We start from the raw sequence: 25,330 nt of genomic DNA, 5'->3' as shown, positions 1-25,330 counted from the left end.
TTGGGGTCGTTATTACACACAACAAACATTAGAAAGTGTTCTGTCAGCTAGAGGATGTATCTCATTGTGGCTTGTAGGTAATTTGAATCTTTATCTAACTCATCAATTGAAAAGTTACCGACTTCAATACCCACTTCGAGTTCTTTAGTTAAGTTTTGAAAGAGGTTTATACCCCATTGCGTACGCTCACGATTGGATACATCTCCATCAACTTTGCCGTACAGCACGCTTGAACGCAGTGAATCATTCCAAAAATGACGATAGGCAACTAATACAGAGGTAATATCTTCAACTTCTTCACCATAGAGATCTTTAACAGCCGCAGCCCCTACATAGCGGCCTAAATCACCTTTATGAATTTGTAGGCGTAAGTCATCTTTTCCTGTTGTTTTAATTCGTGCCGCAACAGATGCGCCAAAGGCGCTTTCAGTGTTACCTGATAAGGTATGTAATTGCCGTGCTAAGCCAGAAATAGAGACATTGCCCCAATCACCTTTGATGTTATAGCGTGCGATTAAATCAGGAATATTATCGTTTGCGGTATCGCCCCCCCAGCTCTCAGGATTTTCAATGGATACTTGGAAGTTGCCCATGTTATAACGTACTTGTCCTTGACGAATAAATACTAGACCTGTTGTTGCGCCAGCAAAATCGGCAGTTTCAGGAATTGCGCTAGTATTCATAAAGGTTGACCAAGTTTGGCCAACAGTGAGATCTTTGTAGTTTATAAAAGCATGTCGGATGCGCGGGTTAGCTGAGTTAGAGACAATTTCATTACCGCCGCCGCCCCAAAAATCCATTTCGATGAAGCCTGTTATCTCGCCGTGTTGGTATTTAGTATTGAAACGGGTTTCGTTAGCAAAGATACGAAACTGGGATGCGTCTTCTTCTAAAGCAATGCCATCACCAATCCAGTAATCACGATAGGCAATGTCACCGTCAACGTATCGTGCATCAATTTTAATGTAGCCACCGAAGGTTAATTTATCGTTTTCAGTTATGTTGATCTCGTAGCCTGCCAGTGCGGATGTACTGGCAGTAAGAAAAGCAGATGTAAGCAGTAATTTTTTATATTGTGTGTTGAACATCGACCAAATTCCTTTGTTATTATGTGTGATTCATACTAGGTGAGTCGAAAAAATCAACAATTGTAAATAAGGGCTAGTACCTTGCGCTTAGTCCTTTAGTCCAATGTTATATGCTGTGTTTTACGGGCAAAGTAAGCATTGAAAATAATAATAAATACAATTTGATACAAAGAAGAGCGCGATGTTTTCTAATTGGTTGTTGGTTAGTGTAAGTATTGGTTACATTAGTTTGTTATTTCTAATTGCCCACCTTGGGGGCAAGTATCGACATAAGCTAGTTGCCAAACAGCATGCTATTATTTATGCCTTATCATTAGGGGTTTACTGTACGTCTTGGGGGTTTCTAGGTACTTCAGCGCAGGCGGCAAATAGCTCTTTTTCTTATATTTCGGTTTATTTAGCCCCTATTTTATTATTTATATTTGCTTGGCCTTTTATTCAGCGGATCATAAAAACCTGCCTCAAACTCAAAAGTACTTCCATTGCTGATTTACTTTCGGCTCGGTTTGGTAAATCACAAAGCTTAGCCTTGTTGGTAACGTTAGTGGCCATGATTGGCACCTTGCCTTATATTGCTTTGCAGCTTAAAGCGATTGTTTACTCTTATAAAATTTTACAGCAAAGCCAAGATTTTCCGATTTGGCAATTAGGTTTAATCGTTAGCCTGATTTTAGCTGGATTCACCATTATCTTTGGCATTCGAACTATCGATGTAACAGAGCGTCATCCCGGCGTCATGATAGCGATTGCCTTTGAATCGTTAGTTAAACTGATCGCTTTTTTACTTGTTGGCTTATTTGTATCATTTGTTATTTATGATTCCCCCGCTGATATTTGGCAAAAGTCACAAGATTACGTGTCCTTATCGCAGCAGTTTGAAAGCTATAACCTAGTAGGTATGGTGGGTTTATTGATCATCGTTATGTCAGCTTTTTTATGTTTACCAAGGCAATTTCAAGTTATGTTTGTTGAAATTAAAGAGCAAAAAACCAGTAATTTAGCACGTTGGTTATTGCCTATTTATATCTTGGTATTCGCATTTTTTGCAGGCCCTATAGGCCTTGCTGGCACATTAAATTATGGACACTCTTTAGACCCTGACGCGTATGTTTTATTTTTGCCCGCTTATAACGGCCAAGAGTGGTTGTCGCTATTTGCATTTTTAGGAGCGGTTTCTGCGGCAAGTTCAATGGTAATTGTATCGACCATTGCTTTGAGTACTATGCTCAGTAATGAAATTGTTTTTCCATTAATTTTTAAATTAGCACCTCGTAAGCACCACGACTTTTTACACTTTCAATCCCGATTATTATTGATCCGAAAAATATTAGTGGTGGTGGTTATTGCACTTAGTTATTGCATGTTACTGGTATCTCCCCCTGATACGCTGGCATCACTTGGGGAGGTTGCGTTTGGCGCGATTGCGCAAATAGGGCCTGCATTGGTTGCTGCTTTTTTTTGGCGAAGAGCAACTCAAAAGGGCGTTTTTTGGGGCATGTTTTGTGGTTTCTCTATTTGGGCACTGTTTAATTTATTACCACAGCTTGGGTTTTATGCACACCCGTTAAGCAATACAAATTGGCCTGCTACAACGGTGGCTACCTTGTTTGGCTTGGCTATTAACCTTATTGTGCTGTTTATTGTTTCACAGCTTACTCGGCAAAATATTCGCGAAGAAATGCAGAGTAAATATTTCTATGAAACCGATAATAAACAAGATTCACATCTGCCTAAACAACCAAAAATAGATCGTCAGGAACTCGAGCTGTTAATTGCTCGCTTTATTGGTCAAGACAAAGCAGCCGAGTGCTTTGCTGAATTTAATCAATCACATAAAATTAAAAAGCATAAAACCTATAATGAGGCTTTATTACTGCATGCAGAGCAGACATTAGCGAGTGTAATGGGCTCGGCATCAGCCAAATTGGTGATTTCTTTTGCTTTGGCTGGTCGTGATATCGCATTTGATCAAGTTGCTAAAATTGTTGAGGATAACTCTACTCAACAACTTGAATTTAGTCGTTCAGTATTGCAAGGAGCGATTGAAAATACCAGTGAAGGGATCTCTGTGATAGATGCTAATTTGAATTTAGTAGCATGGAATAAGCAGTATCTAGATATTTTTAATTACCCTAAAAATTTAATCTATATTGGTTGCCCAATTAGCCAGTTGATCCGCTTCAACCTTAGCAATCAAAATCGCTATATACATAATATTGAGGGGCAGGTTAATAAACGTCTTGAGTACTTAAAAGCCGGTAGTAAGCATAAATCAGAGCGAAAGTTAGCCAATGGTAAGGTGCTGTTAATTGAAGGGAACCCAATACCTGGTGGAGGATTTGTGATGATTTTCTCAGATATTACGGAGTTTCGCCGAGCAGAAAATTATTTAAAAGAAGAAAACACCGATCTTGAAAGTCGTGTTCTTGCGCGCACGACAGAATTAGAACTAGCAAACTTAGAGCTTGAAAAAGCCAATCGAGAACTCGCTGATGCAAGGTTAAAAGCAGAGCAGGCTCATTTGAAAAAGAGTCAATATTTAAGAGCCTGTAGTCATGATCTTTTGCAACCATTGTCGGCTGCTCGGTTGTTTTCTTCTGCGGTATGTTTGAGCCCTAGAGTGTCAATACAAGAGCGTGAGCAAATTAAGAAAATTGATAATTCGTTAGAGATAGCAAATAACCTATTACTTGATTTAAATGAAATTGCGCGGATTGAAAGTGGCAATATCGCCCCTGTTTTCAATGACATTGCACTGGAGCGGGTATTTAGTATGTTGCATTCGGAGTTTTCTGCCTTGAGTAAAGATTATAAAATTGATTTTCGCTGTCACTCAAGTCAATTATTTATCCGCACAGATCTAACTTTGCTAACGCGGATTGTGCAAAACTTTTTAAGTAATGCATTTCGCTATGCAAATAACGGTAAAGTATTGCTGGGTTGTCGTCGTAAGGGCAATTACTTAAGTATTCAAGTGATTGATAACGGACCTGGCATCCCCGAAGATAAGCAGCAAGAAGTATTTGAACAATTTACACAATTATCGACGCAAATGATTGGCCCTAAAGGCTTGGGGTTGGGTTTAAATATTGCACAAAGCCTGGCTAATATTCTTGAGCATAAGGTTGGCTTGGTATCAGAGCCTGAGCATGGCTGCTTGTTTAGCGTTGAAGTACCGATTGTAAACCGTGTACAGCAAACAAAGCCGACACTTGCCCCTAAGAATATGACTTTGCAAGGAGTTGGGGTGCTATGTATTGATAACGAAAAAGATGTTATTGCAGGTATGACCGAGCTTTTAACAGCCTGGAAATGTCGTGTATTTACCGCGACAACCGCAGCTGAGGCGTCTGCACTTTATAAAACACATGAAGATGAAATTGATATTCTCTTAGTTGATTATCAACTTAGTGCTGAACCAATGTTCCCCGCTAACCCTTTGCATATTGTAACAGTAGACTACTCTGAGCGACAGGAGCAAAAGCCTCACTCGGAGCATCTTGATGGCTGTAATGGCATTGAATTAATCAAGCGTATTCGAGCAATCAGCCAGTATCCATTACCTGCGATTTTAATCACCGCAACAACTGATGAGTTAGTGCAAGTACAGGCAAAGCAAGCCGATATTGGCTATTTGCGGAAAATCATCAAGCCCGTCGCATTACGGGCGTTGATGAGTGCTTTATTAACTAAACAGCTAGAAAAAAATTATAATAGTTAATGGCGATGAAAAGGTGAAAGTGATGCTTGTGCCAGTTGCTGCTCGTTTAATAAAATCACGGCTTGAGTTCGACTTTTTACCCCAAGTTTTAAGTATATTGTGCTGGCATGGCTTTTGATTGTAGATTCAGACAAGCTAAGTTCGTAGGCGATTTGTTTATTTAACAAACCATCGGCAAACATGTGTAATATTTTATGCTGTTGGGGCGTTAATGTTGCTAACTTTTCTGCTTGCTGTTGCTCTGGCGTATTTTTATTGTGATCATCGGTGGGTGTCCATAGTTTGCCTTGTAGCACATCTTCTATTGCTTTTATCATCTCAGGGACGGGAGTTGATTTAGGTATAAAGCCTGCTGCACCCAGGCTCATCGCTTTGCGTATGGTATCAGGCTCTTCAAAACCTGATACTACAATCACCCCTATTTCAGGATACAGCTCACGTATATTACTCAGCGTATTAAAACCCTGTGCACCCGGAATATCAAGATCGAGTAAGATCAGATCAACATCTGTGGTGTTTGCTAATTTGTGCTCTAATTCGGGAATTGTTTCGGCTTCAAGTAGGCAAGCATTATTAAAGCTTGATTCCAGCATAAGTAATAGTGCTTGTCGAAACAGCGGGTGATCATCTGCAATTAAGATTTTTGTGTGTGTTGTCATTTTATTTCTAACCTAATGTTTAGATTAATGATCTTTTAGTTTCATCAATTGTTTTTTGATTGAATAGTGTTCGTTGTCTTGAATAAAGTAACGCTATTATAAAATAATTCAATAATAATAAACCTAAATAGCATAAATTGACTAAAATTCACTCGTGAAAATGAACCTATAAGCGCTGTTTTATTCTATGTTATGAGTAGATATCAGGAAGAAAGGAGAGGGAGTAAACATTTATTTAATCTTGCCTTTTATATTCAGATTAAAGGTCGATTACCAAAATTGCAGCATCAAAAGCAGGCTTAACACATTTATTTAACTTTCCCTCTTATAATCAAGACAAAGGTCGATTACCAAAATTGCAGCATCAAAAGCGGGCTTAAAACATTTATTTAACTTTCCCTCTTATAATCAAGACAAAGGTCGATTACAATACGCGCATCTAAAAGGCAGGTTGCCTTTATCTGCAAGCAACTAGAGTGGATTTTCTTCTTCATGGCAATCAAACTTGCAATCAATGGTTTTGGTCGAATTGGTCGAAATATTGTTCGCGCTCTTTATGAATCGGGCTTAAGCGACGAGATCAAAATTGTTGCGATTAATGAACTTGCTGATCCTCAAGGGATCGCTCATCTTCTTAAATATGATACGTCTCATGGCCGTTTTGCGTTTCCAGTTACTTTAGGTGAAGACACCTTATCGGTAGCGGGCGATACAATTGCTTTATTTGCAGAACAAAACCCGCGTGAATTACCTTGGCAGTTACTTGATGTTGATGTGGTTTTAGAATGTACTGGTGTGTATCACTCTCGTGAACATGCGCAGTTACATCTTGATGCTGGCGCAAAGAAAGTCTTATTTTCTCAGCCCGCAGATGCGGATGTTGATGCCACTATTGTTTATGGTATCAATGATGATGAACTACTCGCTGAGCATACGATTGTCTCTAATGGATCATGTACCACAAACTGTATAGTACCGGTGATTAAAGTACTTGATGATGCCTTTGGTATAGAATCAGGGGCGATTACGACTATTCATGCGTCGATGAATGATCAGCAAGTAATTGATGCTTATCATCATGATTTACGTCGTACCCGCGCTGCGAGTCAGTCGATTATTCCCGTTGATACTAAATTAGCTCGCGGTATTGAGCGTATTTTACCTAAGTTCCATGGCCGCTTTGAAGCTATTTCGGTGCGAGTACCTACTATCAATGTTACTGCGATGGATTTGAGTGTGACTGTCAACGCCGATGTTGATTTAAAAGCGGTGAATAAGGTATTAAAAGCAGCAGCGAGAGACCGCCTAGAAGGTATTTTAAGTTATACCGAAGAGCCATTGGTCTCGGTTGATTTTAATCATGACCCACATTCTTGTATTATAGATGGCACACAGACACGAGTCAGTCATAAACGACTGATAAAGTTGTTAGTGTGGTGTGATAATGAGTGGGGGTTTGCTAATAGAATGCTCGATACAGCACGAGTGATGATGGCAGCAAGTAATTAATATAAAAGTTCAAACCTAAAAATAAAACCTATATATTTCAAGTCAGTATCGTTAACTAAGGAGAAGTCCATGTCGGTCATAAATATGGCGGATTTAGATTTAAACGGCAAACGCGTGTTAATTCGTGAAGATTTAAATGTACCAGTAAAAGCAGGTAAAGTGACCTCAGATGCACGTATTCGTGCTGCATTACCGAGTATTAAATTAGCCCTTGAAAAAGGCGCTAAAGTAATGGTTATGTCACACCTAGGCCGCCCTACGGAAGGGGAATATGATGAAGCGTTTTCTTTAGCGCCAGTTGTTGATTACCTTAATGAAGCACTTGAACAAAATGTACGTCTTGAAAAAGATTACTTAAATGGCGTTGAAATTGCTGATAATGAAGTGGTCGTTTTTGAAAACGTACGCTTTAATGTTGGCGAAAGCAAAGATGACGAAGCGTTATCTAAAAAGCTTGCTGCATTATGTGATGTGTATGTAATGGATGCATTTGGTACCGCCCATCGTGCTCAAGCGTCTACCCATGGCGTTGGTTTATTTGCAGATGTTGCTTGTGCAGGCCCACTATTGGCGGCTGAATTAGAGGCATTAGGTAAAGCACTTGATAACCCAGCTCGTCCATTAGTGGCGATTGTGGGCGGCTCTAAAGTATCAACTAAACTAACAGTACTTGATTCACTTTCAACGATTGTTGATCAATTAGTCACTGGTGGCGGTATTGCAAATACCTTTATTGCTGCGGCAGGCTACCCGGTTGGTAAGTCATTATACGAAGCTGACCTAATTGATGAAGCAAATAAGCTAAGTGCGGCTGCTAAAAGTAATAATGGTGAAATACCAGTACCTACTGATGTGGTTGTTGGCAATGAGTTTTCAGAATCAGCCGTTGCAACATTAAAAGATGTTAGCGAAGTAACAGACACAGATATGATTTTTGATATTGGCCCAGATACAGCGAGCAAACTTGCAAAAATTATTACTAATGCAGGTACTGTTGTATGGAATGGTCCGGTAGGTGTATTTGAATTTGACCAGTTTGGTAATGGCACCCGTGCTATTGCTCAAGCAATCGCTAATTCAAATGCGTTCTCAATAGCTGGTGGCGGTGATACGTTAGCAGCGATTGATAAATACGGCATTGCCGATAAAATTTCGTATATTTCAACTGGCGGTGGTGCTTTCCTTGAGTTTTTAGAAGGGAAAAAATTACCAGCAGTTGCTATGCTTGAACAACGCGCTAAGTAATTAGCGTTTACTCAATGTAGTTAGCAATCGTTAGTTTAGGCTGCTAACTACACTGAGTGTGATCAGATATTAAATACCTCTCACCCTTATTTAATAGCTGGTTTTGTATAACGGTAGATTTGGCAAGAGCCAATACTATCGAGGTGCAGTGATTGCACCGAACTCAACTATTCCGTTCGAACTAGGTAGTTTTGCGCGTGCGCAGCTATCGACAATTTGGAGAATACCAAATGGCTTTAATCAGTATGCGACAACTTCTTGATCATGCAGCTGAACATGGTTATGGCGTACCAGCATTTAACGTTAATAACCAAGAGCAGATCCGCGCTATTATGATGGCGGCTGACAAAACTAACAGCCCAGTAATTGTACAAGGTTCAGCTGGCGCTCGTGCCTATGCTGGTGCCCCATTTATACGTCATATGATTTTAGCTGCGATTGAAGAGTGGCCACATATTCCAGTGGTAATGCATCAAGATCACGGTACCTCACCTGGCGTTTGCCAACGTTCAATTCAATTAGGTTTTTCATCAGTGATGATGGATGGCTCGTTAATGAGCGATGGTAAAACACCATCATCATATGAGTATAACGTTGATGTAACGCGTAAAACTGTTGAACTTGCACACTCTTGTGGTGTGTCTGTTGAAGGCGAGTTAGGTGTGCTAGGCTCACTTGAAACTGGCGAAGCTGGCGAAGAAGATGGCGTTGGTGCTGAAGGTAAACTAACCACAGATCAAATGCTAACTGATCCAGAAGAAGCGGCCGATTTTGTAAGTAAAACCCATGTTGATGCCTTAGCGATTGCGTGTGGTACTTCACACGGCGCGTATAAATTTACACGTCCGCCAACGGATGATATTTTGGCGATTGATCGTATTAAAGCGATCCACGCACGTATTCCTAACACTCACTTAGTTATGCACGGTTCGTCATCAGTGCCGCAAGAATGGCTTGAGATCATCAACCAATATGGTGGTGAGATCCCAGAAACCTATGGTGTGCCAGTTGAGCAGATCGTTGAGGGAATTAAGTTTGGTGTGCGTAAAGTAAATATCGATACAGACTTACGATTAGCATCTACAGGGGCTATTCGTCGCCATCTTGCGCTTAATCCAGCAAACTTTGATCCACGTAAGTATTTAGCTGAAGCGACAAAAGCAATGACAGAGATCTGTGTTGCACGTTATGAGTCATTTGGTACAGCGGGTCAAGCAGGTAAGATCAAACCAATCTCACTTGATGAGATGCACCTTAAATATTTAACGGGTGAATTAGATCCGAAAATTAAATAATTTAATTTATTAAGTTATAAAACAGCCAGTAGTGTTAAAGCTACTGGCTTTTTTATGCCTGATCGTAAAAGATCATTATTTTACCAAGCAGGGGCTTTGGGATCATTGCTTTACTAACTGTACTTTGTTGGGATCAGATTTTTACTAAGGATCAGCTTGATTGGCAGAGGTTTTGTTATAAAAATAGCCATTTCAAAGCTTTGTTGTATAAATGATCAACAACTTATGGCTTTGGCTAGGTAAAACACTGATCCCAGATCTAACTCGGTTGGTAAACGAATGATCCCTGAAATGAAACTTGGTAGGATTTTGATCTCTGTTAATGATCGCCGATGTTAATAGGCGTTTTAATTGAGTTAGAGTATGAAGATGCTTTCGTGGCTTACATCGTGATACTGTATAGTTGATTATTGAAAGGGGAATTTAATACAAAGTAGTAATGTAGCAATTATAAAGTATGATTTTTAAATGTGAAATTTGATAATGCATGCTAATTATGTACCTTAAAAAGGTTTATTTTGCATTTTTTACCCCGCATTTCGATTTACACGTTACACTTTCATAAAAATGTCATACTTAGTCATAATAATGAAAACTAGTTCGATAACGAAAGAGATAAATTGGAATGTCACGTAAAGTACTTGTCGTCGATGACGAAGCACCGATCAGAGAGATGCTGGTTTTTGTATTAGAGCAAAATGGTTTTCAAGCGATTGAAGCGGAAGATTACGATTCAGCCATTGCAGCGATGGTAGAGCCTTATCCAGATATGGTGTTATTAGATTGGATGCTACCAGGTGGTAGTGGAATTCAAATTGCTAAAAAGTTTAAGCAAAGTGAATATACTCGCCAAATTCCTATTATTATGCTGACTGCTCGCGGCGAAGAAGAAGATAAAGTTCGCGGTCTTGAAGTCGGTGCTGATGATTATGTTACTAAACCATTTTCACCAAAAGAATTAATGGCGCGTATTAAAGCCGTTATTCGTCGTGTGTCGCCTACTTCATTGGAAGAAGCGATTGATGTACATGGTTTACGTCTTGATCCTATTTCACACCGTGTTACCTCTGAAGGTAGCGAGTTGGATATGGGACCGACAGAATTTCGCTTATTGCATTTCTTTATGACTCACCCTGAACGTGTTTATAGCCGTGAACAGCTACTAGATAACGTATGGGGGACTAATGTCTATGTTGAAGATAGAACCGTAGACGTGCATATTCGTCGCTTACGCAAAGCGATTGCACCGCTTGGTCATGACCGTTTAGTACAAACTGTACGTGGTGCAGGCTATCGTTTTTCCAGTAAATTATAAGTGTCATGGAGATGACCAAGCCAATAATTAATTTTGGCTTAAATTTACTTACTCTAAGGTAAAGTGAGTGTATGTATCGAGTTGTTAATAAGCAGGCGTTAGCAAAGCGTCTGTTTATCTATTTCCTACCTTTATTATTAATTGGCGTGCTTATTGGTGCGCCATTTTTGCTTTTATTTTTAGGATCTTTTTCACTGCTTGTTTGGCATTATCATCAACTCTATCGGCTCAGTGATTGGCTATTGAATCAACGTAGTTTTAATCCACCTGAAGGCGAGGGGGCATGGGAGCAAGTATTTGAAGGGATCTACCATTTACAACATCGCAACCGTAAAAAACGTAATGAATTAGCTGATTTGATCCGTCGTTTTCGCGATGGCGCAGAAGCAGTGCCTGATGCGGTTATTGTTCTACAACGTGATTTAAGTATTGTTTGGTGTAATCAACTAGCTTTAAAAGTGCTTGGATTACAGTGGCCAGCGGATCATGGTCAACGGCTTGACAACCTTATTCGCGATCCTAAATTTGCGAAATACATGCAAACGGAATTGTTTGATGAAGCATTAGAACTTGAAAGTGGTCACAGTGTTGAGCAAGTTTTAGAGTTTCGGGTAATGCCATATGCCAGCTCACAATTAATGGTTGTTGTGCGTGATGTCACGCGACTGAAGCAACTTGAGCAAATGCGCAAAGACTTTGTTGCCAATGTATCTCATGAGCTACGTACGCCATTAACCGTTGTTACAGGTTACTTAGAAATGTTTGATGGCGATATGGTGCCACCACCGGCAATGTGGAATAAAGCACAAGGTACTATGCTTGAACAGTGTAAACGCATGGATAGCTTGGTAAATCAGCTATTATCGTTATCACGTATTGAAGGCGCTCGACGTCAAGATAATGATAAAGCGATCAATGTACCGCAGTTACTTAGCTATATTAGGACTGAAGCACAATCATTGAATCAAGACAAAGGGCATGAGTTGATATTTGATATTGATGCTAACGTCGATATAAAAGGCGCTGAAGAGGAGCTGCGCAGTGCCTTCTCTAATTTAGTGTTTAATGCCATTCATTACACCAAGGCGGGCGGTAAAATAACCGTAAGCTGGCAGCTAAAAGATAATCAAGCGTACTTTTCAGTGGTTGATAATGGCGATGGTATTGCACCAGAGCATATTAATCGTTTAACTGAGCGTTTTTATCGGGTTGATAAAGCGCGTAGTCGTACAACCGGTGGCTCAGGGCTGGGTTTAGCCATCACCAAACATGTATTAACTCGTCACGATAGCCAATTGATAATTAAAAGTAAATTAGGCGAAGGATCATGTTTTTCGTTTGCTTTTAGTCGTGAAAAAACAGTGCTATTAAATAATTGAGCCAAAAAGCCAAAGTCATAAAAGTGTCATTTTAGAGTAATCTAACTGTCATCTATTCTCTTTAGAGTAGACGACAGTTAAGAAATGGACGAACAAAATCGGAGCAACCTAATGAGATTTAAAAACCTAGTAGCCGCAATGGGTGTGGCAGTAACAACATTTGTATCTGCACAAGCAATGGCAGTAGATACAGTTATTCCTGAGTATCAAAAAACCAGTGGTATTTCAGGTAATTTTTCATCTGTGGGCTCTGATACTTTAGCCAACATGATGACCTTTTGGGCTGAAGAATATAAACGTATTTACCCAAATGTGAACATCCAAATTCAAGCGGCTGGTTCATCTACTGCGCCACCGGCATTGACAGAAGGCACAGCAAACTTTGGCCCGATGAGCCGCAGAATGAAATCAAAAGAAATCGAAGCGTTTGAAAAACGTTACGGTTATAAACCTACTGAAGTACGTGTAGCGATTGATGCATTGGCAGTATTTGTTCATAAAGACAATCCAATTGAAGGTTTACGTATCGACCAAATCGATGCGATTTTCTCTTCAACTCGTAAATGTGGTGCTGATGCAGATGTGACTCGTTGGAGTGATGTAGGTTTAACGGGGAATTGGGCTGCAAAAGACATTCAGCTTTATGGCCGTAATTCTGTATCTGGTACTTACGGATACTTTAAAAACAAAGCGCTATGTAAAGGTGACTTCCGTAACAACGTGAACGAGCAACCAGGTTCAGCATCGGTAGTGCAATCAATTTCTTCATCAGTGAATGCAATTGGTTACTCAGGTATCGGTTATAAAACATCAGGCGTACGTACTGTACCACTGGCGAAAAAAGGCGATAACTTTGTTGATGCAACACTTGAAAATGTAGCAACAGGTAAATACCCACTGTCGCGCTTTTTATATGTTTATGTGAATAAACACCCGAATAAACCGCTTGCACCTATTGAAGCAGAGTTCTTAAAAATGGTGTTATCACAAGATGGCCAAAAAATTGTAGAGAAAGATGGTTATGTACCACTTTCTGGCAAGATGGCAATGGGCGAACTTAAGAAGCTAGGTCTTCTTTAAACTTAACGCCAACTATGAGTTAATAAAAAACCGCGCAATGTAAATTGCGCGGTTTTTTTATATCAACTAGGTTCAGGTTAGTTAAACAGCTTCTTTTTGAGCTGTTGATGGGCATTTAAAACGCGTTTACGTTTACTTAAACCTTGGCGCTTAAAGCTCTGAATTGGCATTACGCTAGGTTGCTCTTGCCCCAATGTAGGGATTGTAAAGTTAGCAACATCATCATTCGGTAATGCTATTTCTTGCTCATGTACACGTAAGGCTGCAAGGGTGTCGTTATTATCAACTTCACTCGGGCAAATAAATATGCCCATTTTACGTAATTTAACCCCTAAGCCTATGCTACTTGAATATCGTACAATTGGGGCTGCTAAGATCAATCCAACTAAGATCGGCGATAACCACCAAAAGAATACAGGCGTAAAGTAATAAGCAATACCGCCCCAAGCTAAGGCGATTAAGGTTGATAGTAATGTGTAACCTATCGCTTCTTGCCACGGAACCATGCGGCCTGATCGAGGCTGGGCGTCCCACGTTACTTTTTTACCTAAAAATACACACACCACAAAGTAGCTATGAAAAACCATCATCAGCGGGGCGATAATAATGGCAAACACGGTTTCAATGATTGAGCCTAAAATTAATTTAAATGAGCCGCCAAATTGTTTATTACGATGGATCAGTGTGACAATAATCCCCATTAATTTCGGTAATAATAACAACACAATTGTGACAAAAAGCAACGAGTTAATTAATTCTGTTTTTGCTATTTGCCAAGTCGGAAATAATTGATACGCCTGATTAAAATAGACATTACTGTTTAGTGCGCGGGTGACCGCATCTATGGTACTTAGCACTAACATTGATAACCAAATTAATGATGAAATATATGCCGTTGCACCTAATAAAAAGTGCAGCTTGCTGATTATTTTTAAACCCGACGCAGGTAACAAACCTAAATGTTGAATGTTGCCTTGCACCCAACGCCTGTCGCGAATAGCGTAATCTAAAATATTACTCGGTACTTCTTCGTAGCTACCTTGTATATCACTGAGTAATAATACATCCCAGCCAGAACGATGCAGCAACGATGCTTCGACAAAGTCATGGCTTAAAATTTCGCCGCCGAAAGGGGCATTACCTTTGAGCACCGGTAAACCGCAGCAATCAATAAACGCTTTAACCCGAATGACGGCATTGTGTCCCCAGTAATTAGCGTGATTAGTCTGCCAAAAAGCTGAACCGGTTGCTAGCATTGGACTATAAAGTACTGACGCAAACTGTAGAAAGCGACCAAAGAAGGTATCTTGCCTAACAGGGATCGGAATCGTTTGAATAAGCCCAGCTTGTGGATTGTTGATCATGCTGCTGGTGAGCTCAAGCATACACTGACCCGTCATGATGCTATCTGCATCAAGTACAATCATGTGCTCGTATTTACTGCCCCAACGCTCGCAAAAGTCAGTTAAGTTACCTACTTTACGGTGTTTGTTATCTTCACGGCGGCGGTAAAAAGTTTGTTTGGCAAAATCACCTAGGCGTTCGGTCAAGGCATGCCACGCTTTTAGCTCATTGTTAGCTATTTCTTTATCTTGTGTATCACTTAATAAGTAGAAATCAAAATGCGCAAATTGGCCTGTTTTTATCAGTGAACGTAAGCTCACTTCAAAACCTGCGATAACTCGCTGCGTATCTTCATTGTAGATAGGCATAACGACAGCAGTTCTGGTTTTACTCAATGCTTGCTGATCAATTTCGATTGCTTTTTGGCGCGTCAGTGTCAGCGGGTCAATTCTAAATAATTGTAAAATAAATCCCATACAGCCACTGCAAAATGCGGTCACAATCCAAGTGAAGGTAATTGAAAACAGCGCAAGTAATGCATACTCAAGCGGGGTCATGCCATTTGAATTTAAAATATCAAACATGATCCACATACCGTAAGCTGAGATGGCTAACACTAACAGTGAAAAAAGCCATACACGAGTCTTTTTAAAAGGCATTGTACTGTTACTCGACGTCATTTGGATACCAGACATAACTCCATACCTCGCTAACTTCTTTGTCACGTAGTGTTAATGATAAGCGCATGTCTACAGGCTTACCGCTCTCTGGCGCGACTTTAAAAGCAACACGCCATCCTTCATTATTTGGTAATTGTTGAACTGTTTTATCGCTTATTTCACCTGAATTTAGGGTCAAATTAGCAAGCAATTTTAGTTTGGCTGACAAGTTGTTAATATTGTCACCAGTGAAGTCAACCGTAAATTGGCGATGACTTTTTGGTGGTGGATTTTCTTCACCGGGTAATGCAGCACTGCCAATGCGAGTGCGTAAAACTCGGGCTTTATCTTGGCTTGCAAGCGCCGCGTTAAATGTTGACAATTTATAACTAAAACTAAGTGTTTCACCTGCTTTAAGTGGTTGCTCTGGTACCCAATAGCTAACGATATTGTCATTGGTCTCGGTATCAGTCGGTATTTCTACTAACTCAACTCGACCATTTCCCCATTGTCCTTGTGGTTCAATCCACAGGCTTGGGCGGGCATGATAATGTGCCTCAGTATCGAGATAGTTATTAAACTCACGGTCGCGCTGTGCTAGTCCAAAACCTTTTGGATTGTCATAACCAAATGACGTTACACTAAGCTGTTTAGGGTTATTTAGCGGACGCCACACCCATTTATTGTCTTGTGATTGCATTAGTAAACCATCAGAGTCATGTACTTCTGGTCGGTAATCATCAAAGAATTTAGTGCTATTTTCGCCGTGGTAAAACATGCTTGTAAGCGGTGCTATACCTAGTTTTTTGATATCTTTGCGGGCGAATATTTGCATTTTAGTTGTTACTTCAGTTGCTGTTGATGGACTGATCTCAAAACGATATGCGCCAGTAACAGAAGGACTATCAAGTAATGCATATAACACAATGTGAGTGTCTTCAGGTTTTGGCTTAACTAACCAAAACTCTTTAAATACTGGAAACTCTTCACCAGAGCTGAGTGCTGTATCAATCGCCAGGCCGCGTGCTGAAATACCATACACTTGATCAGGGCCCACTATGCGAAAATATGAAGCGCCTTGAAATACCGCTACCTCATCTTTGTACTCATTATTATTGAGTGGAAAATGTACTCTAAAACCAGCATGCCCTAACTGAGTGGTGCCTAAAGCTGTGGTAATTTCCTGCTCAAGTGGTGCTGCGGTGCCATCATAGCGGTAGTAATCAGTTTTAAATGGTAGATTTTTTACCTTCGCATCAGCATCAACTGTGTTAATCGCGATAGGGTTTTTATAGAGAAAACCTGGATGGAATAACTGTACCTCATATAAACTTTCATCTTTCCAGATCGCATGATCTTGACGAAAACGAATCGCTCGATAGTCCTGATAATTAATATTATTTAACGCATCAACAGCAATTACGGGAGCTGCTACGTAGTCTTTTGCAGCCAGTTGTTTGGCTCTAGCTGTTACCACCGCAAATAATTTTTCAGAAGGGATTGTAAGCAAAGTTGGCTGTGTAGTTGGTACAGCATCAGCAGTACCCGCATCAGATTTTGTTATTGGTTGTTCTGCCGCACTGACATTACATGCACACAAGGCTAATAATGCACTTAATAATGCCCTCTTTTTAAATGATGGATACAGAGCTGCCCGCGTTATCGTTTCCATGAGGTTTTTTCCTTTAGCCGTTATCTGGTTAATTTTAAAATGCTTTAGTTAGTTGAATTCAAGTTTGCAAAAAACGAACCTAAAATAAACTTATATATTTCAATGACTTTATGTTTATTAGTATCGTAGAGGGTGTACTTTCTTTGTGTAAGCTGGAAATAATTACACGCAATGTATGACTACTTCTTACTAATATAAGTAGATATTACTAAACTAAACCTTGCTCTAAGGTGAATGGCAGAAAAATCACGATGGTTGGATGTAGAAAGTTTGCCTAAAGTAGGCGCAGGGGGAGGAAACTTGCCAATCATGATAATTGGCAAGTTAATATCAGTTATTGCACATTACCTAATGCTTGGGCATTTGCTTTGCATTGGTTGTAGGCTTCAATACATTTGGTACTACATACTTTATATGCCATGCCTTCGCCGGTACTTTGCTGTTCACAGTTCACTTCACATTGATAATTCTGTTGTGCGCATTGCTGCATTTCTGGGTTTTCTATTTGGTTTTGACACCCAGCTAATATGCCTATACACAGCGAAATGCTTGATAATTTTAATAATGAATTCATGCTTATTCCAATTATTGTTATGTAATATCAACGAGCAGATTGTCTATTAGCCTTACTGGCCCTAAGAAGGCTGCCGCCAAAATCACTAGTTGACTATCATTGAGTGTAGCTTTTTTTAAGGTATCGCGCTGAGCTATTTCAAAGTAGTCAATTTTGAGCCCTGCTTGCTCTAGTTGCTGCTTTGCTTGTCGGCATATGTCGTCAAAATCACGTTGTCCCGAGTTTAACTGTTCTGCGCTCCAATTAAGGGTTTTAAATAGCACTGTCGCTGTTTCTTTTTGAGCTTCTGATAAGTAGCCATTGCGAGAGCTCATCGCCAACCCTGACACTTCACGGCTGGTTGCAACGCCAATAATTTCTACTGGAATTGACAGGTCATGAGCCATGGTTTTAATCACTTGCAACTGTTGATAGTCTTTTTCACCAAAGCACGCATAGTCAGGCTGTACTAAGTTAAATAATTTAGTAACCACCGTTGCTACACCGCGAAAATGACCTGGACGTGATCCGCCGCAATAACCCATTGATATATTTGGTACATCGACAAAGCTTTGCGCATCTAAACCGTTAGGGTAAATGGCTTCCACACTTGGGGTAAATACAATATCAGTATCAAGCTCTGCCAGTCCTTGTTTATCCGCAATGAGGGTGCGCGGGTAGTTATCAAGATCTTCGTTGACACCAAATTGCATTGGGTTTACAAAAATACTAACCACGACTTTATCAGCCATGTTTTTGGCTTTCTCAACGAGTGAAAAATGCCCTTGATGTAGATTACCCATAGTTGGCACTAGTGCTACACTAAGCCCAGCTTGGCGCCATGCTTTAATTTGACTACGTAATGATTTTATTTCAGTGATCGACTGCATTATTTAAACTCATGTTCCGTGCTTGGAAAAGCACCACTTTTAACGTCGCTACAATATTTTTTAACCGCATCCGGCATATTGCCTGTTTCGAGTAAAAAGTTTTTAGAAAATTTAGGGATGTAACCTGCTGAAATGCCAACTAAGTCATGCATGACTAGAATTTGGCCATCAGTTTGATTACCTGCACCAATACCAATGGTAGGAATATTAACCGCGTCAGTAATTAATTTGGCAAGTTCAGATGGAATACATTCAAGAACCAGCATTTGTGCGCCTGCCGCGGCAAGCGCCTGAGCATCGCTAATCATTTTTTGTGCTTGTTGTTCACTACGGCCTTGGATTTTAAAACCACCAAACACATGTACTGATTGCGGTGTTAAGCCTAAATGTCCACATACCGGTATACCTTGTTGAGTCAGCGCAACAACTGAGTCATACAGCCATTCGCCCCCCTCAAGTTTGACCATGTTAGCGCCAGCTCGCATTAATTCTGCTGCATTTTTACAGCTCTCGGCTGGGTTTGAGTAGGTCATAAATGGCATATCCGCAATGACGAATAAATCACGGCTCCCGGCGCGTACGCTGCGAGTATGATAGGCAATATCTTGATTGGTGACAGCCAGGGTATCGTCGCCACCTTGTAACACCATGCCTAAGGAATCACCGACTAAAATAACGTCTACGCCGTTATCATGAAATAACTTTGCAAAGCTGGCATCGTAGGCCGTTAATGCCGTGATTTTTTGTTGGTCTGCTTTCATTTTATTAAGCGTAGAAACGGTTATTTTAGACATAGTATCCTCGTAGGCAACAGCCTGAAATTAATTACAGAGGTAATTGTTGTAATTCGTTTAGTGCCAAATTAGTGCTAATACTGTGAAGTAATGTACCATTTGGCAGCGTAATATTTGGGGCTATTTCAAGTAGCGGGTAAACCACAAACTCGCGTTCAGTTAGACCATAATGTGGCACAATTAAACGCTCGCTATTAATGACTTGATCACCAAATAATAAAATATCAATATCTAAGGTGCGTGGCCCCCAGCGCTGTGCTTTTCGTACTCGGCCGTGTTCAAGTTCTATCTGTTGTGTTAAATCAAGCAACTGCTCAGGTAATAGCGTGGTTTTTAGCGCCGCAACAGCGTTAACGTAGTCAGGTTGATCTTGCGGGCCCATCGGTTTACTCGCGTAATAATGCGATACACCAATAAACTCGCAATCAGCCAATGCACGCAGTGCTGCAACAGCATGATCTAGTTGAGTACGTGGAGCGTTTAAATTAGCCCCTAAACCAAGGTAGACGGTTTCCATGATCATTCAGCCGCTGGTTTTGGGCTGCGTCGGCGAGTACGACGACGGCCTTTTGTTGCGCCTTGCGTACCTAACGCTTTAACTAGCTCTTTTTGACCATTGATGTCTTGTTTTAAATACTCAGTCCACCAGTTAACTAATTGCTGATGCTGTTTTTCACCGGCCTGTACGCGCAAGAGTAAAAAGTCATACGCAGCTTTAAAACGTGGTTGCTGTGTAAGGCGATATGCACGTTGTCCTGAGCGTTTATCTAAGCGGTGTTGAATATGCCAGATATCACGAGCGCCAAGGGTAAAGCGTTTTGGTACGGCAATATGTTGGGCATTATCACTGAGTACTTTGTTCATACCTTGAGCGAAGGCATCGTATTCAGATAGTTGCTCTTGTTCTTGCAGTGCTTTAGTGATCTGCAATAATGGGAACCATAACAATGCAGCAAAAATAAATGCTGGAGTTACTTTTTTCTCCGCATTAATACGCTCATCTGTATTACGGAACATCTGTTGAATTAAAGCGAATTCTAAGCCATCAGGATTACTATCTAAAATACTATCAAGGGCTGGGAATAATGATTTGAAAAGGCCATATTTACGTAGCATTAAAAAGTTTGCTTCGGCCTTGCCATTTAAAAACAGTTTCAGTGTTTCTTCAAATAACCGCGCTGCAGGGATATTATCTAACAGGCTTGCTAATTCATTTAATGGTTGCTCGGTTGCCGGTGCAATCGACATATCGAGTTTGGTTGCAAAGCGAACTGCGCGCAGCATACGCACAGGATCTTCGCGGTAACGGGTTGCTGGATCACCAATCATCTCGATTTGTCGAGCGTTAATAGCGGCTAAGCCATTAGCATAATCATGGATTGAAAAATCATTAATTGAATAATATAACGCATTGATTGAAAAATCGCGGCGTTCAGCATCTTCTTCAATACTACCAAAAACGTTATCGCGCAGCAGTTGTCCTTGGTCACTCGATTGGCTAATTTGGTTTTTATCTTCAGGCGCTTCGTGATGACCTCGCATGGTGGCCACTTCGATTATTTCACGACCAAAAACAATGTGTGCTAAACGAAAGCGACGGCCAATTAAGCGGCAATTACGAAATAGCTTTTTAACCTGATCAGGAGTGGCATTGGTGACCACATCAAAATCTTTTGGTTGTTGACCTAACAAAATATCACGAATGCAACCACCAACAAGGTAGGCATCAAAGCCTCCGTCTTTCAGGCGATATAATACCTTGATTGCATTTGGGCTAAATTGTTTGCGAGAAATACCATGCTCATTGCGTCCAACTATTAAAGGCTGCGCAGAGACTTGGGTATGTTCGGCTGTTACAGAGGCGGTTGGGCCAATAATTTGCCGACAAAATTGAAAAAGCTTGGAAATAATAATCTGTCTCCTACAGAATTCGGTTATTTGATGGACGCCATCAAAAATCAAACCAAGTATAGCCTCACTTTACTATTAACTGCACATGTGTTGCGTTTACTTGGTAATACCTATGGTATTAGAGTCTTGTTTATTCTAGTCAGTTAAACAGTCATTGCTAGGGTTAAAATTTTCTAGCATCACGATGCTGGAAATTATTATCCTGTTATTGGGCTACTTGACTGCTGAATCGTGTACAACCTTAACGCAATTGGTATTAATTAAATGAATTGCACATTTAAGGTGGGCTATCATATACCAGCACAGCTTAAAAATTAAGTTGAAGGCCTTAAAATTAGCCTTTTTTAGTGAATTTTTATTTGTTTAAATGCGTAAAGGCGATTGTATGGCTGTGCGGGTTTTGCGAAATTTGAATTTGTGTCATTTTAGGGACGTTTTGCAAGTTGTAATTGTCGACTGCCCAAGCTAGCATTTGCTCGATATTTAGTTCAAGTAATTCATCTTTGGGCGCCAATCCTAAAAATTCGAATGCACTCAGCAAAGCCGGTTTGGGGTTACTTTTGCTAATAGCTGGGGCATAGTTTTGTTTTGATAATTTAAACCCAGGTTTAGCGACTGCTAATGGTAAATGTGCGTAATGGGGGGCCGTGGCAGCTAATTGTTTAAATAAACTCAATTGGCGTGCGGTTGGTTCAAGCAAGTCTGCGCCGCGTACGACATGAGTGATACCTTGGGCAATATCGTCTGCGACCACCACTAGTTGATAAGCAAATAGCCCATCACTGCGCTTTATTAAGTAATCTTCGTGGGCGAGATCATGAGCTACATTTATCTCACCTTGAATGAGATCATGGTATTGGCATGTAGCATGTTGCTGAATTAACCGCAGTGCGCTGCTGTTCTGACTATGCTTTAAATGACGACAATGGCCTTGATAAATACCGCCAAGCGCTTTAATTTCTTTGCGCGAGCAGTGGCAAGCATAAATTAGGTGCTGGTTATTTAGATTATTAATGGTATGCGCATACAAGTCATGGCGTTGAGTTTGATAGACTACGTCTTCATCCCAGTACAAACCATAGGCTTCTAAGGTATTGAGAATATCTTTAGCGGCGCCGTCTACAACACGTGTTGTGTCGATATCTTCAATACGGACTAACCAAGTGCCTTGGTTGCTTTTCGCGTCAAGGTAGCTGCCCACAGCCGCCACAAGAGAACCAAAATGAAGTGGTCCAGAAGGTGACGGCGCAAAGCGACCGCGATAGTTGCGCATAGGCGCAGTAACGGCTGTGGTAGACATTGATTAATTACTAGTAATTAACCACGTCCAGATTGTTTTTCTTTGATTTCCGCAAGCGTTTTACAGTCTACACACAAGTCAGCTGTAGGACGTGCTTCTAAACGGCGGATACCAATTTCAATCCCGCACGAATCACAAAAACCAAAATCATCTTCTTTGATTAATTGGATCGTTTTTTCAATTTTTTTGATCAGTTTACGTTCACGGTCACGAGTACGAAGTTCTAAAGAGAACTCTTCTTCTTGTGCTGCGCGGTCAACTGGATCAGGGAAGTTAGCAGCTTCGTCTTGCATATGCGATTTAGTTCGGTCAACTTCATTGCGTAAATCGTTGCGCCATGCTTCCAAAATAGTTTTGAAATGAGTGCGTTGTGCATCATTCATATACTCTTCGCCCGGCTTTTCCTGGTATGGTTCTAATCCGGCCTGAGCCAATAACCCTAATTTTTTTTGGTCTGGCATAACTTTCTCCTAAATCCTTAATATAATGCCCAGCATGAGCCGGCGGCTATAAATAACAGAATCCTATGGCCTAGGCAAATTTATTTTTCATTAATTAGTCCTACTTAAACCGCATCAATAAAATTAAAAAAGGTACGATAAGTGGTTTTTACACCCATTACTTATAGATAAGTGCTTAAAAACTTGCCTTGTTATATGGGCGAAAACCTTAAAAACAAGTCGCTTTTAATTAAAAGTGAGCTTTTCTATTAGTGTAATTTCAGCGCTCGAAATATCTGCTTTATAAGCAACTACTTCTACACCTTTAGTAATTGCCAAATCAACTAGTTGGGCGTACTTTTCGTCAATATGGCGCGCCGCACTAACTTGCTTAATCCCTTGATGTAATACTGCAAACAGCAGCACTGCACGATGGCCTTGTGCAACCATTTCAATTAATTCACGAATATGCTTTTGACCGCGAAGAGTTTCGGCATCAGGGAAGTAACCTTGGCCACTTTGTGGGGCATTTTGACTGAGTAAAGTGACAGATTTTACTTCTACATAGCAGTCTGGGCGTTGGGGAGCTGTAAGTAAAAAATCGATACGGCTATTTTCATCACCATATTTAACCTCTGGCTGTATTTTAGTGTAGCCGTTAAGCTCGCTGATTAGCGCTGCATGAAGTGCTTCTGCAACGATTTTATTCGCGATTGCCGTATTTACACAGATCAGATGGCCAAACTGGTTTTGCGTCAATTCTAATGAGTGAGGATATTTTCTTTTTTGATTGCTACTGGTGGAATAAAAGGCTGCAAAGTCAGGCTCCGCGCAACCAGTCATTTTACCTGTGTTGGCACAATGGGCGGTAAACTCTGAGCCATCGCTAAGGCGTAAATCGGCTAAAAAACGTTTGTAGCGTTTGATTAAAGTAGCGTGTTGGAGTGGCGTTGTATATTTCATTATTTTAGTTATTTGGTCTCAAGCAGTTGGGAAGTTGTTGTGGCTATAGTAAACTCATTGTCACTATTTTAGCGCAAAGAGTATTCTAACATGTCTGAAAAATTTGTTGTTCAATTAAGCGAGCAGGGTGCTGCATCGCATTGGGGCGAAACCGCCACGTTATCTTTTAATGAGCACGGTGCAACGGTTCATTTATCTGAACAAGAAACATTAGTAAATGTACAAAAAGCCGCGCGCAGTATTGCCAATCAAGGCGTTAAAAATGTCGTGCTAGCTGGTGATTGCTGGTGTACAGAAACACAGTGGGCTTTTTATCAAGGGTTTGTATCGCCTAAGTCATTACACGGTGTTGAATTTGCTGAAAATGCTAAAACAGATAGCCAAGAGCTTGCTTCATTACTTCGTTCTGCTACTTGGGCGCGTGAAATGATCAATGGCACGGCGGATGATATCTTCCCTGAAAGTTTAGCTGGTAAAGCTGCTGAATTTATTCAATCACTAGCTCCTGAACACGTGAGCTATCAAATCATCAAAGGTGATGCGCTACTTGAGCAGCAGTGGATTGGTATCCATGCTGTTGGTCGCGGTAGTGAGCGCCCGCCTGTATTACTTGCACTTGATTACAATCCAACTGGCGATGAAAATGCGCCTGTAGATGCAGCGCTTGTTGGTAAGGGGATTACTTTTGACTCTGGCGGTTATTCAATTAAAGCCAGCGAAGGTATGTTAGGTATGAAGTGCGACATGGGCGGTGCTGCAACGGTTACCGCAGGTTTGGCATTGGCTATTAGTCGCGGTATTAATAAACGAATTAAACTGTTTTTATGCTGTGCTGAGAACCTTATTTCAGGCCATGCATATAAGCTGGGTGATATCCTTACCTATAAAAACGGCACGACAGTTGAGATTGTTAACACTGACGCTGAAGGACGCTTAGTACTTGCTGATGGCTTAATGGCTGCAGCTGAAACCGGTGCACCTTTAATTATTGATGCGGCGACACTAACAGGCGCTGCGCTAGTTGCTGTTGGTCAAGAGTACAATGCCTTATTTGGACTTGATAAAGAGTTTGTACGTGAAGTTGAAGGCTTTGCTGGGCAAGAAATGGAAGGCGCGTGGCCACTTCCACTTGAAAAGTGGCATCAACAAAACTGTCCTTCACCATACGCTGATACAGCTAACAGCCGTGCCCAAAAAGGCGGTGGTTATGGTGGCGCATCAAATGCTGCTGGTTTCTTGTCACGCTTTGTACCAAACGACGGCAAAGGCTGGGTGCATATGGATTTAGCGGCAGCGTTTAATATGGGTAGCACGAGTCAATGGGCTGCCGGTGCGACAACAGTCGGGATGCGCACAGTTGCACGTACTTTACTAGAAAAAGCGTAATCTTGAATATGTTTAAAAAAGCGCCGTTTTAGGCGCTTTTTTGTTGGCTATAAAAATGTAATTACAAACAGAAACAAGCTTTTTTAGTTTATTTGCGCTAAAATCTCGCCCCACTTTTGCATTTCAA

Annotated in this window: 20 protein-coding genes; 8 read left to right on the top strand and 12 right to left on the bottom strand. The window is 40.8% G+C overall.

Annotated features, from left to right (window positions below; all coding sequences use genetic code 11):
• Positions 1–47: 47 nt before the first annotated feature.
• The gene (locus tag H5154_RS01590; RefSeq protein ID WP_145235348.1) at positions 48–1,088 is read right to left on the bottom strand and encodes a DcaP family trimeric outer membrane transporter; all 1,041 of its coding nucleotides are present in this window, start codon (positions 1,086–1,088) and stop codon (positions 48–50) included.
• A gap of 181 nt (positions 1,089–1,269) precedes the next feature.
• Here H5154_RS01590 and H5154_RS01585 point away from each other — a divergent pair, with 181 nt between their 5' ends.
• Entirely contained in the window at positions 1,270–4,809 is a 3,540-nt protein-coding gene (locus H5154_RS01585; protein WP_182717176.1) for a PAS-domain containing protein, read from the top strand.
• Here H5154_RS01585 and H5154_RS01580 read toward each other — a convergent pair.
• Positions 4,806–5,468, bottom strand: a complete 663-nt coding sequence (locus tag H5154_RS01580) for a response regulator transcription factor (RefSeq protein WP_145235355.1) — start codon at positions 5,466–5,468, stop codon at positions 4,806–4,808. The two genes, H5154_RS01585 and H5154_RS01580, sit on opposite strands and share 4 nt — an antisense overlap.
• 492 nt (positions 5,469–5,960) lie before the next feature.
• On the opposite strand from H5154_RS01580, the gene epd reads away from it, so the two are divergent.
• The 6 genes from epd (at position 5,961) to H5154_RS01550 (ending at position 13,291) form a co-directional block, all read left to right on the top strand.
• Positions 5,961–6,977: an erythrose-4-phosphate dehydrogenase gene (gene epd / locus H5154_RS01575; RefSeq protein ID WP_145235357.1), complete on the top strand. Its 1,017-nt coding sequence runs from the start codon at positions 5,961–5,963 to the stop codon at positions 6,975–6,977.
• A gap of 69 nt (positions 6,978–7,046) precedes the next feature.
• On the top strand, positions 7,047–8,222 hold the full coding sequence (locus H5154_RS01570; protein WP_182717175.1) for a phosphoglycerate kinase: 1,176 nt from the start codon (positions 7,047–7,049) through the stop codon (positions 8,220–8,222).
• A 230-nt stretch (positions 8,223–8,452) separates the two neighbouring features.
• Positions 8,453–9,517, top strand: coding sequence for a class II fructose-bisphosphate aldolase (fba, locus tag H5154_RS01565; RefSeq protein ID WP_145235361.1), 1,065 nt, complete (start codon positions 8,453–8,455; stop codon positions 9,515–9,517).
• Positions 9,518–10,142: 625 nt separating this feature from the next.
• On the top strand, positions 10,143–10,832 hold the full coding sequence (phoB, locus tag H5154_RS01560) for a phosphate regulon transcriptional regulator PhoB (protein ID WP_145235364.1): 690 nt from the start codon (positions 10,143–10,145) through the stop codon (positions 10,830–10,832).
• A gap of 71 nt (positions 10,833–10,903) precedes the next feature.
• Positions 10,904–12,211 carry a phosphate regulon sensor histidine kinase PhoR gene (gene phoR, locus H5154_RS01555; RefSeq protein ID WP_149982118.1) on the top strand — a complete coding sequence of 436 codons (1,308 nt, stop codon included), beginning with the start codon at positions 10,904–10,906 and terminating at the stop codon, positions 12,209–12,211.
• A gap of 111 nt (positions 12,212–12,322) precedes the next feature.
• On the top strand, positions 12,323–13,291 hold the full coding sequence (locus H5154_RS01550) for a PstS family phosphate ABC transporter substrate-binding protein (protein ID WP_145235368.1): 969 nt from the start codon (positions 12,323–12,325) through the stop codon (positions 13,289–13,291).
• A gap of 77 nt (positions 13,292–13,368) precedes the next feature.
• Here the strand turns inward: H5154_RS01550 and mdoH are convergent, their stop codons facing one another.
• The 10 genes from mdoH to sfsA form a co-directional block, all read right to left on the bottom strand.
• The gene (gene mdoH, locus H5154_RS01545; RefSeq protein ID WP_145235370.1) at positions 13,369–15,330 is read right to left on the bottom strand and encodes a glucans biosynthesis glucosyltransferase MdoH; all 1,962 of its coding nucleotides are present in this window, start codon (positions 15,328–15,330) and stop codon (positions 13,369–13,371) included.
• Positions 15,302–16,966, bottom strand: a complete 1,665-nt coding sequence (locus H5154_RS01540; protein WP_259398432.1) for a glucan biosynthesis protein — start codon at positions 16,964–16,966, stop codon at positions 15,302–15,304. Before H5154_RS01540 ends, mdoH begins: the two co-directional genes overlap by 29 nt.
• A gap of 334 nt (positions 16,967–17,300) precedes the next feature.
• Complete coding sequence (locus H5154_RS01535) at positions 17,301–17,540, bottom strand: hypothetical protein (RefSeq protein ID WP_182717174.1); 240 nt, start codon at positions 17,538–17,540, stop codon at positions 17,301–17,303.
• A 17-nt stretch (positions 17,541–17,557) separates the two neighbouring features.
• Positions 17,558–18,409, bottom strand: coding sequence for a pantoate--beta-alanine ligase (gene panC / locus H5154_RS01530; protein WP_182717173.1), 852 nt, complete (start codon positions 18,407–18,409; stop codon positions 17,558–17,560).
• The gene (gene panB, locus H5154_RS01525; RefSeq protein ID WP_145235375.1) at positions 18,409–19,203 is read right to left on the bottom strand and encodes a 3-methyl-2-oxobutanoate hydroxymethyltransferase; all 795 of its coding nucleotides are present in this window, start codon (positions 19,201–19,203) and stop codon (positions 18,409–18,411) included. The genes panC and panB overlap by 1 nt, the downstream gene beginning before the upstream one ends.
• A 31-nt stretch (positions 19,204–19,234) precedes the next feature.
• Positions 19,235–19,720, bottom strand: coding sequence for a 2-amino-4-hydroxy-6-hydroxymethyldihydropteridine diphosphokinase (gene folK, locus H5154_RS01520; RefSeq protein ID WP_149982114.1), 486 nt, complete (start codon positions 19,718–19,720; stop codon positions 19,235–19,237).
• A 2-nt stretch (positions 19,721–19,722) separates the two neighbouring features.
• Positions 19,723–21,165, bottom strand: coding sequence for a polynucleotide adenylyltransferase PcnB (gene pcnB / locus H5154_RS01515; protein ID WP_220491261.1), 1,443 nt, complete (start codon positions 21,163–21,165; stop codon positions 19,723–19,725).
• A 304-nt stretch (positions 21,166–21,469) separates the two neighbouring features.
• Positions 21,470–22,414 carry a tRNA glutamyl-Q(34) synthetase GluQRS gene (gene gluQRS, locus H5154_RS01510; RefSeq protein WP_182717172.1) on the bottom strand — a complete coding sequence of 315 codons (945 nt, stop codon included), beginning with the start codon at positions 22,412–22,414 and terminating at the stop codon, positions 21,470–21,472.
• A 17-nt stretch (positions 22,415–22,431) separates the two neighbouring features.
• Complete coding sequence (gene dksA / locus H5154_RS01505; RefSeq protein WP_145235383.1) at positions 22,432–22,875, bottom strand: RNA polymerase-binding protein DksA; 444 nt, start codon at positions 22,873–22,875, stop codon at positions 22,432–22,434.
• 225 nt (positions 22,876–23,100) lie between these two features.
• Positions 23,101–23,817, bottom strand: a complete 717-nt coding sequence (gene sfsA / locus H5154_RS01500) for a DNA/RNA nuclease SfsA (protein WP_182717171.1) — start codon at positions 23,815–23,817, stop codon at positions 23,101–23,103.
• Between the two features lie 90 nt (positions 23,818–23,907).
• On the opposite strand from sfsA, the gene pepB reads away from it, so the two are divergent.
• Positions 23,908–25,203: an aminopeptidase PepB gene (gene pepB / locus H5154_RS01495; protein ID WP_145235388.1), complete on the top strand. Its 1,296-nt coding sequence runs from the start codon at positions 23,908–23,910 to the stop codon at positions 25,201–25,203.
• Positions 25,204–25,330: the final 127 nt, after the last annotated feature.

Origin of the sequence: Pseudoalteromonas sp. SR44-5 (assembly GCF_014163675.1) — a bacterium.
Classification (GTDB): domain Bacteria; phylum Pseudomonadota; class Gammaproteobacteria; order Enterobacterales; family Alteromonadaceae; genus Pseudoalteromonas; species Pseudoalteromonas rhizosphaerae.
This window is presented reverse-complemented; position numbering and strand designations above follow the sequence as displayed.

Bases quoted from the DNA above. Each gene is read 5' to 3' on its own strand.
- H5154_RS01590 (WP_145235348.1), bottom strand. From the start codon at position 1,088: ATGTTCAACACACAATATAAAAAATTACTGCTTACATCTGCTTTTCTT.
- H5154_RS01585 (WP_182717176.1), top strand. From the start codon at position 1,270: ATGTTTTCTAATTGGTTGTTGGTTAGTGTAAGTATTGGTTACATTAGT.
- H5154_RS01580 (WP_145235355.1), bottom strand. From the start codon at position 5,468: ATGACAACACACACAAAAATCTTAATTGCAGATGATCACCCGCTGTTT.
- epd (WP_145235357.1), top strand. From the start codon at position 5,961: ATGGCAATCAAACTTGCAATCAATGGTTTTGGTCGAATTGGTCGAAAT.
- H5154_RS01570 (WP_182717175.1), top strand. From the start codon at position 7,047: ATGTCGGTCATAAATATGGCGGATTTAGATTTAAACGGCAAACGCGTG.
- fba (WP_145235361.1), top strand. From the start codon at position 8,453: ATGGCTTTAATCAGTATGCGACAACTTCTTGATCATGCAGCTGAACAT.
- phoB (WP_145235364.1), top strand. From the start codon at position 10,143: ATGTCACGTAAAGTACTTGTCGTCGATGACGAAGCACCGATCAGAGAG.
- phoR (WP_149982118.1), top strand. From the start codon at position 10,904: ATGTATCGAGTTGTTAATAAGCAGGCGTTAGCAAAGCGTCTGTTTATC.
- H5154_RS01550 (WP_145235368.1), top strand. From the start codon at position 12,323: ATGAGATTTAAAAACCTAGTAGCCGCAATGGGTGTGGCAGTAACAACA.
- mdoH (WP_145235370.1), bottom strand. From the start codon at position 15,330: ATGTCTGGTATCCAAATGACGTCGAGTAACAGTACAATGCCTTTTAAA.
- H5154_RS01540 (WP_259398432.1), bottom strand. From the start codon at position 16,966: ATGGAAACGATAACGCGGGCAGCTCTGTATCCATCATTTAAAAAGAGG.
- H5154_RS01535 (WP_182717174.1), bottom strand. From the start codon at position 17,540: ATGAATTCATTATTAAAATTATCAAGCATTTCGCTGTGTATAGGCATA.
- panC (WP_182717173.1), bottom strand. From the start codon at position 18,409: ATGCAGTCGATCACTGAAATAAAATCATTACGTAGTCAAATTAAAGCA.
- panB (WP_145235375.1), bottom strand. From the start codon at position 19,203: ATGTCTAAAATAACCGTTTCTACGCTTAATAAAATGAAAGCAGACCAA.
- folK (WP_149982114.1), bottom strand. From the start codon at position 19,720: ATGGAAACCGTCTACCTTGGTTTAGGGGCTAATTTAAACGCTCCACGT.
- gluQRS (WP_182717172.1), bottom strand. From the start codon at position 22,414: ATGTCTACCACAGCCGTTACTGCGCCTATGCGCAACTATCGCGGTCGC.
- dksA (WP_145235383.1), bottom strand. From the start codon at position 22,875: ATGCCAGACCAAAAAAAATTAGGGTTATTGGCTCAGGCCGGATTAGAA.
- sfsA (WP_182717171.1), bottom strand. From the start codon at position 23,817: ATGAAATATACAACGCCACTCCAACACGCTACTTTAATCAAACGCTAC.
- pepB (WP_145235388.1), top strand. From the start codon at position 23,908: ATGTCTGAAAAATTTGTTGTTCAATTAAGCGAGCAGGGTGCTGCATCG.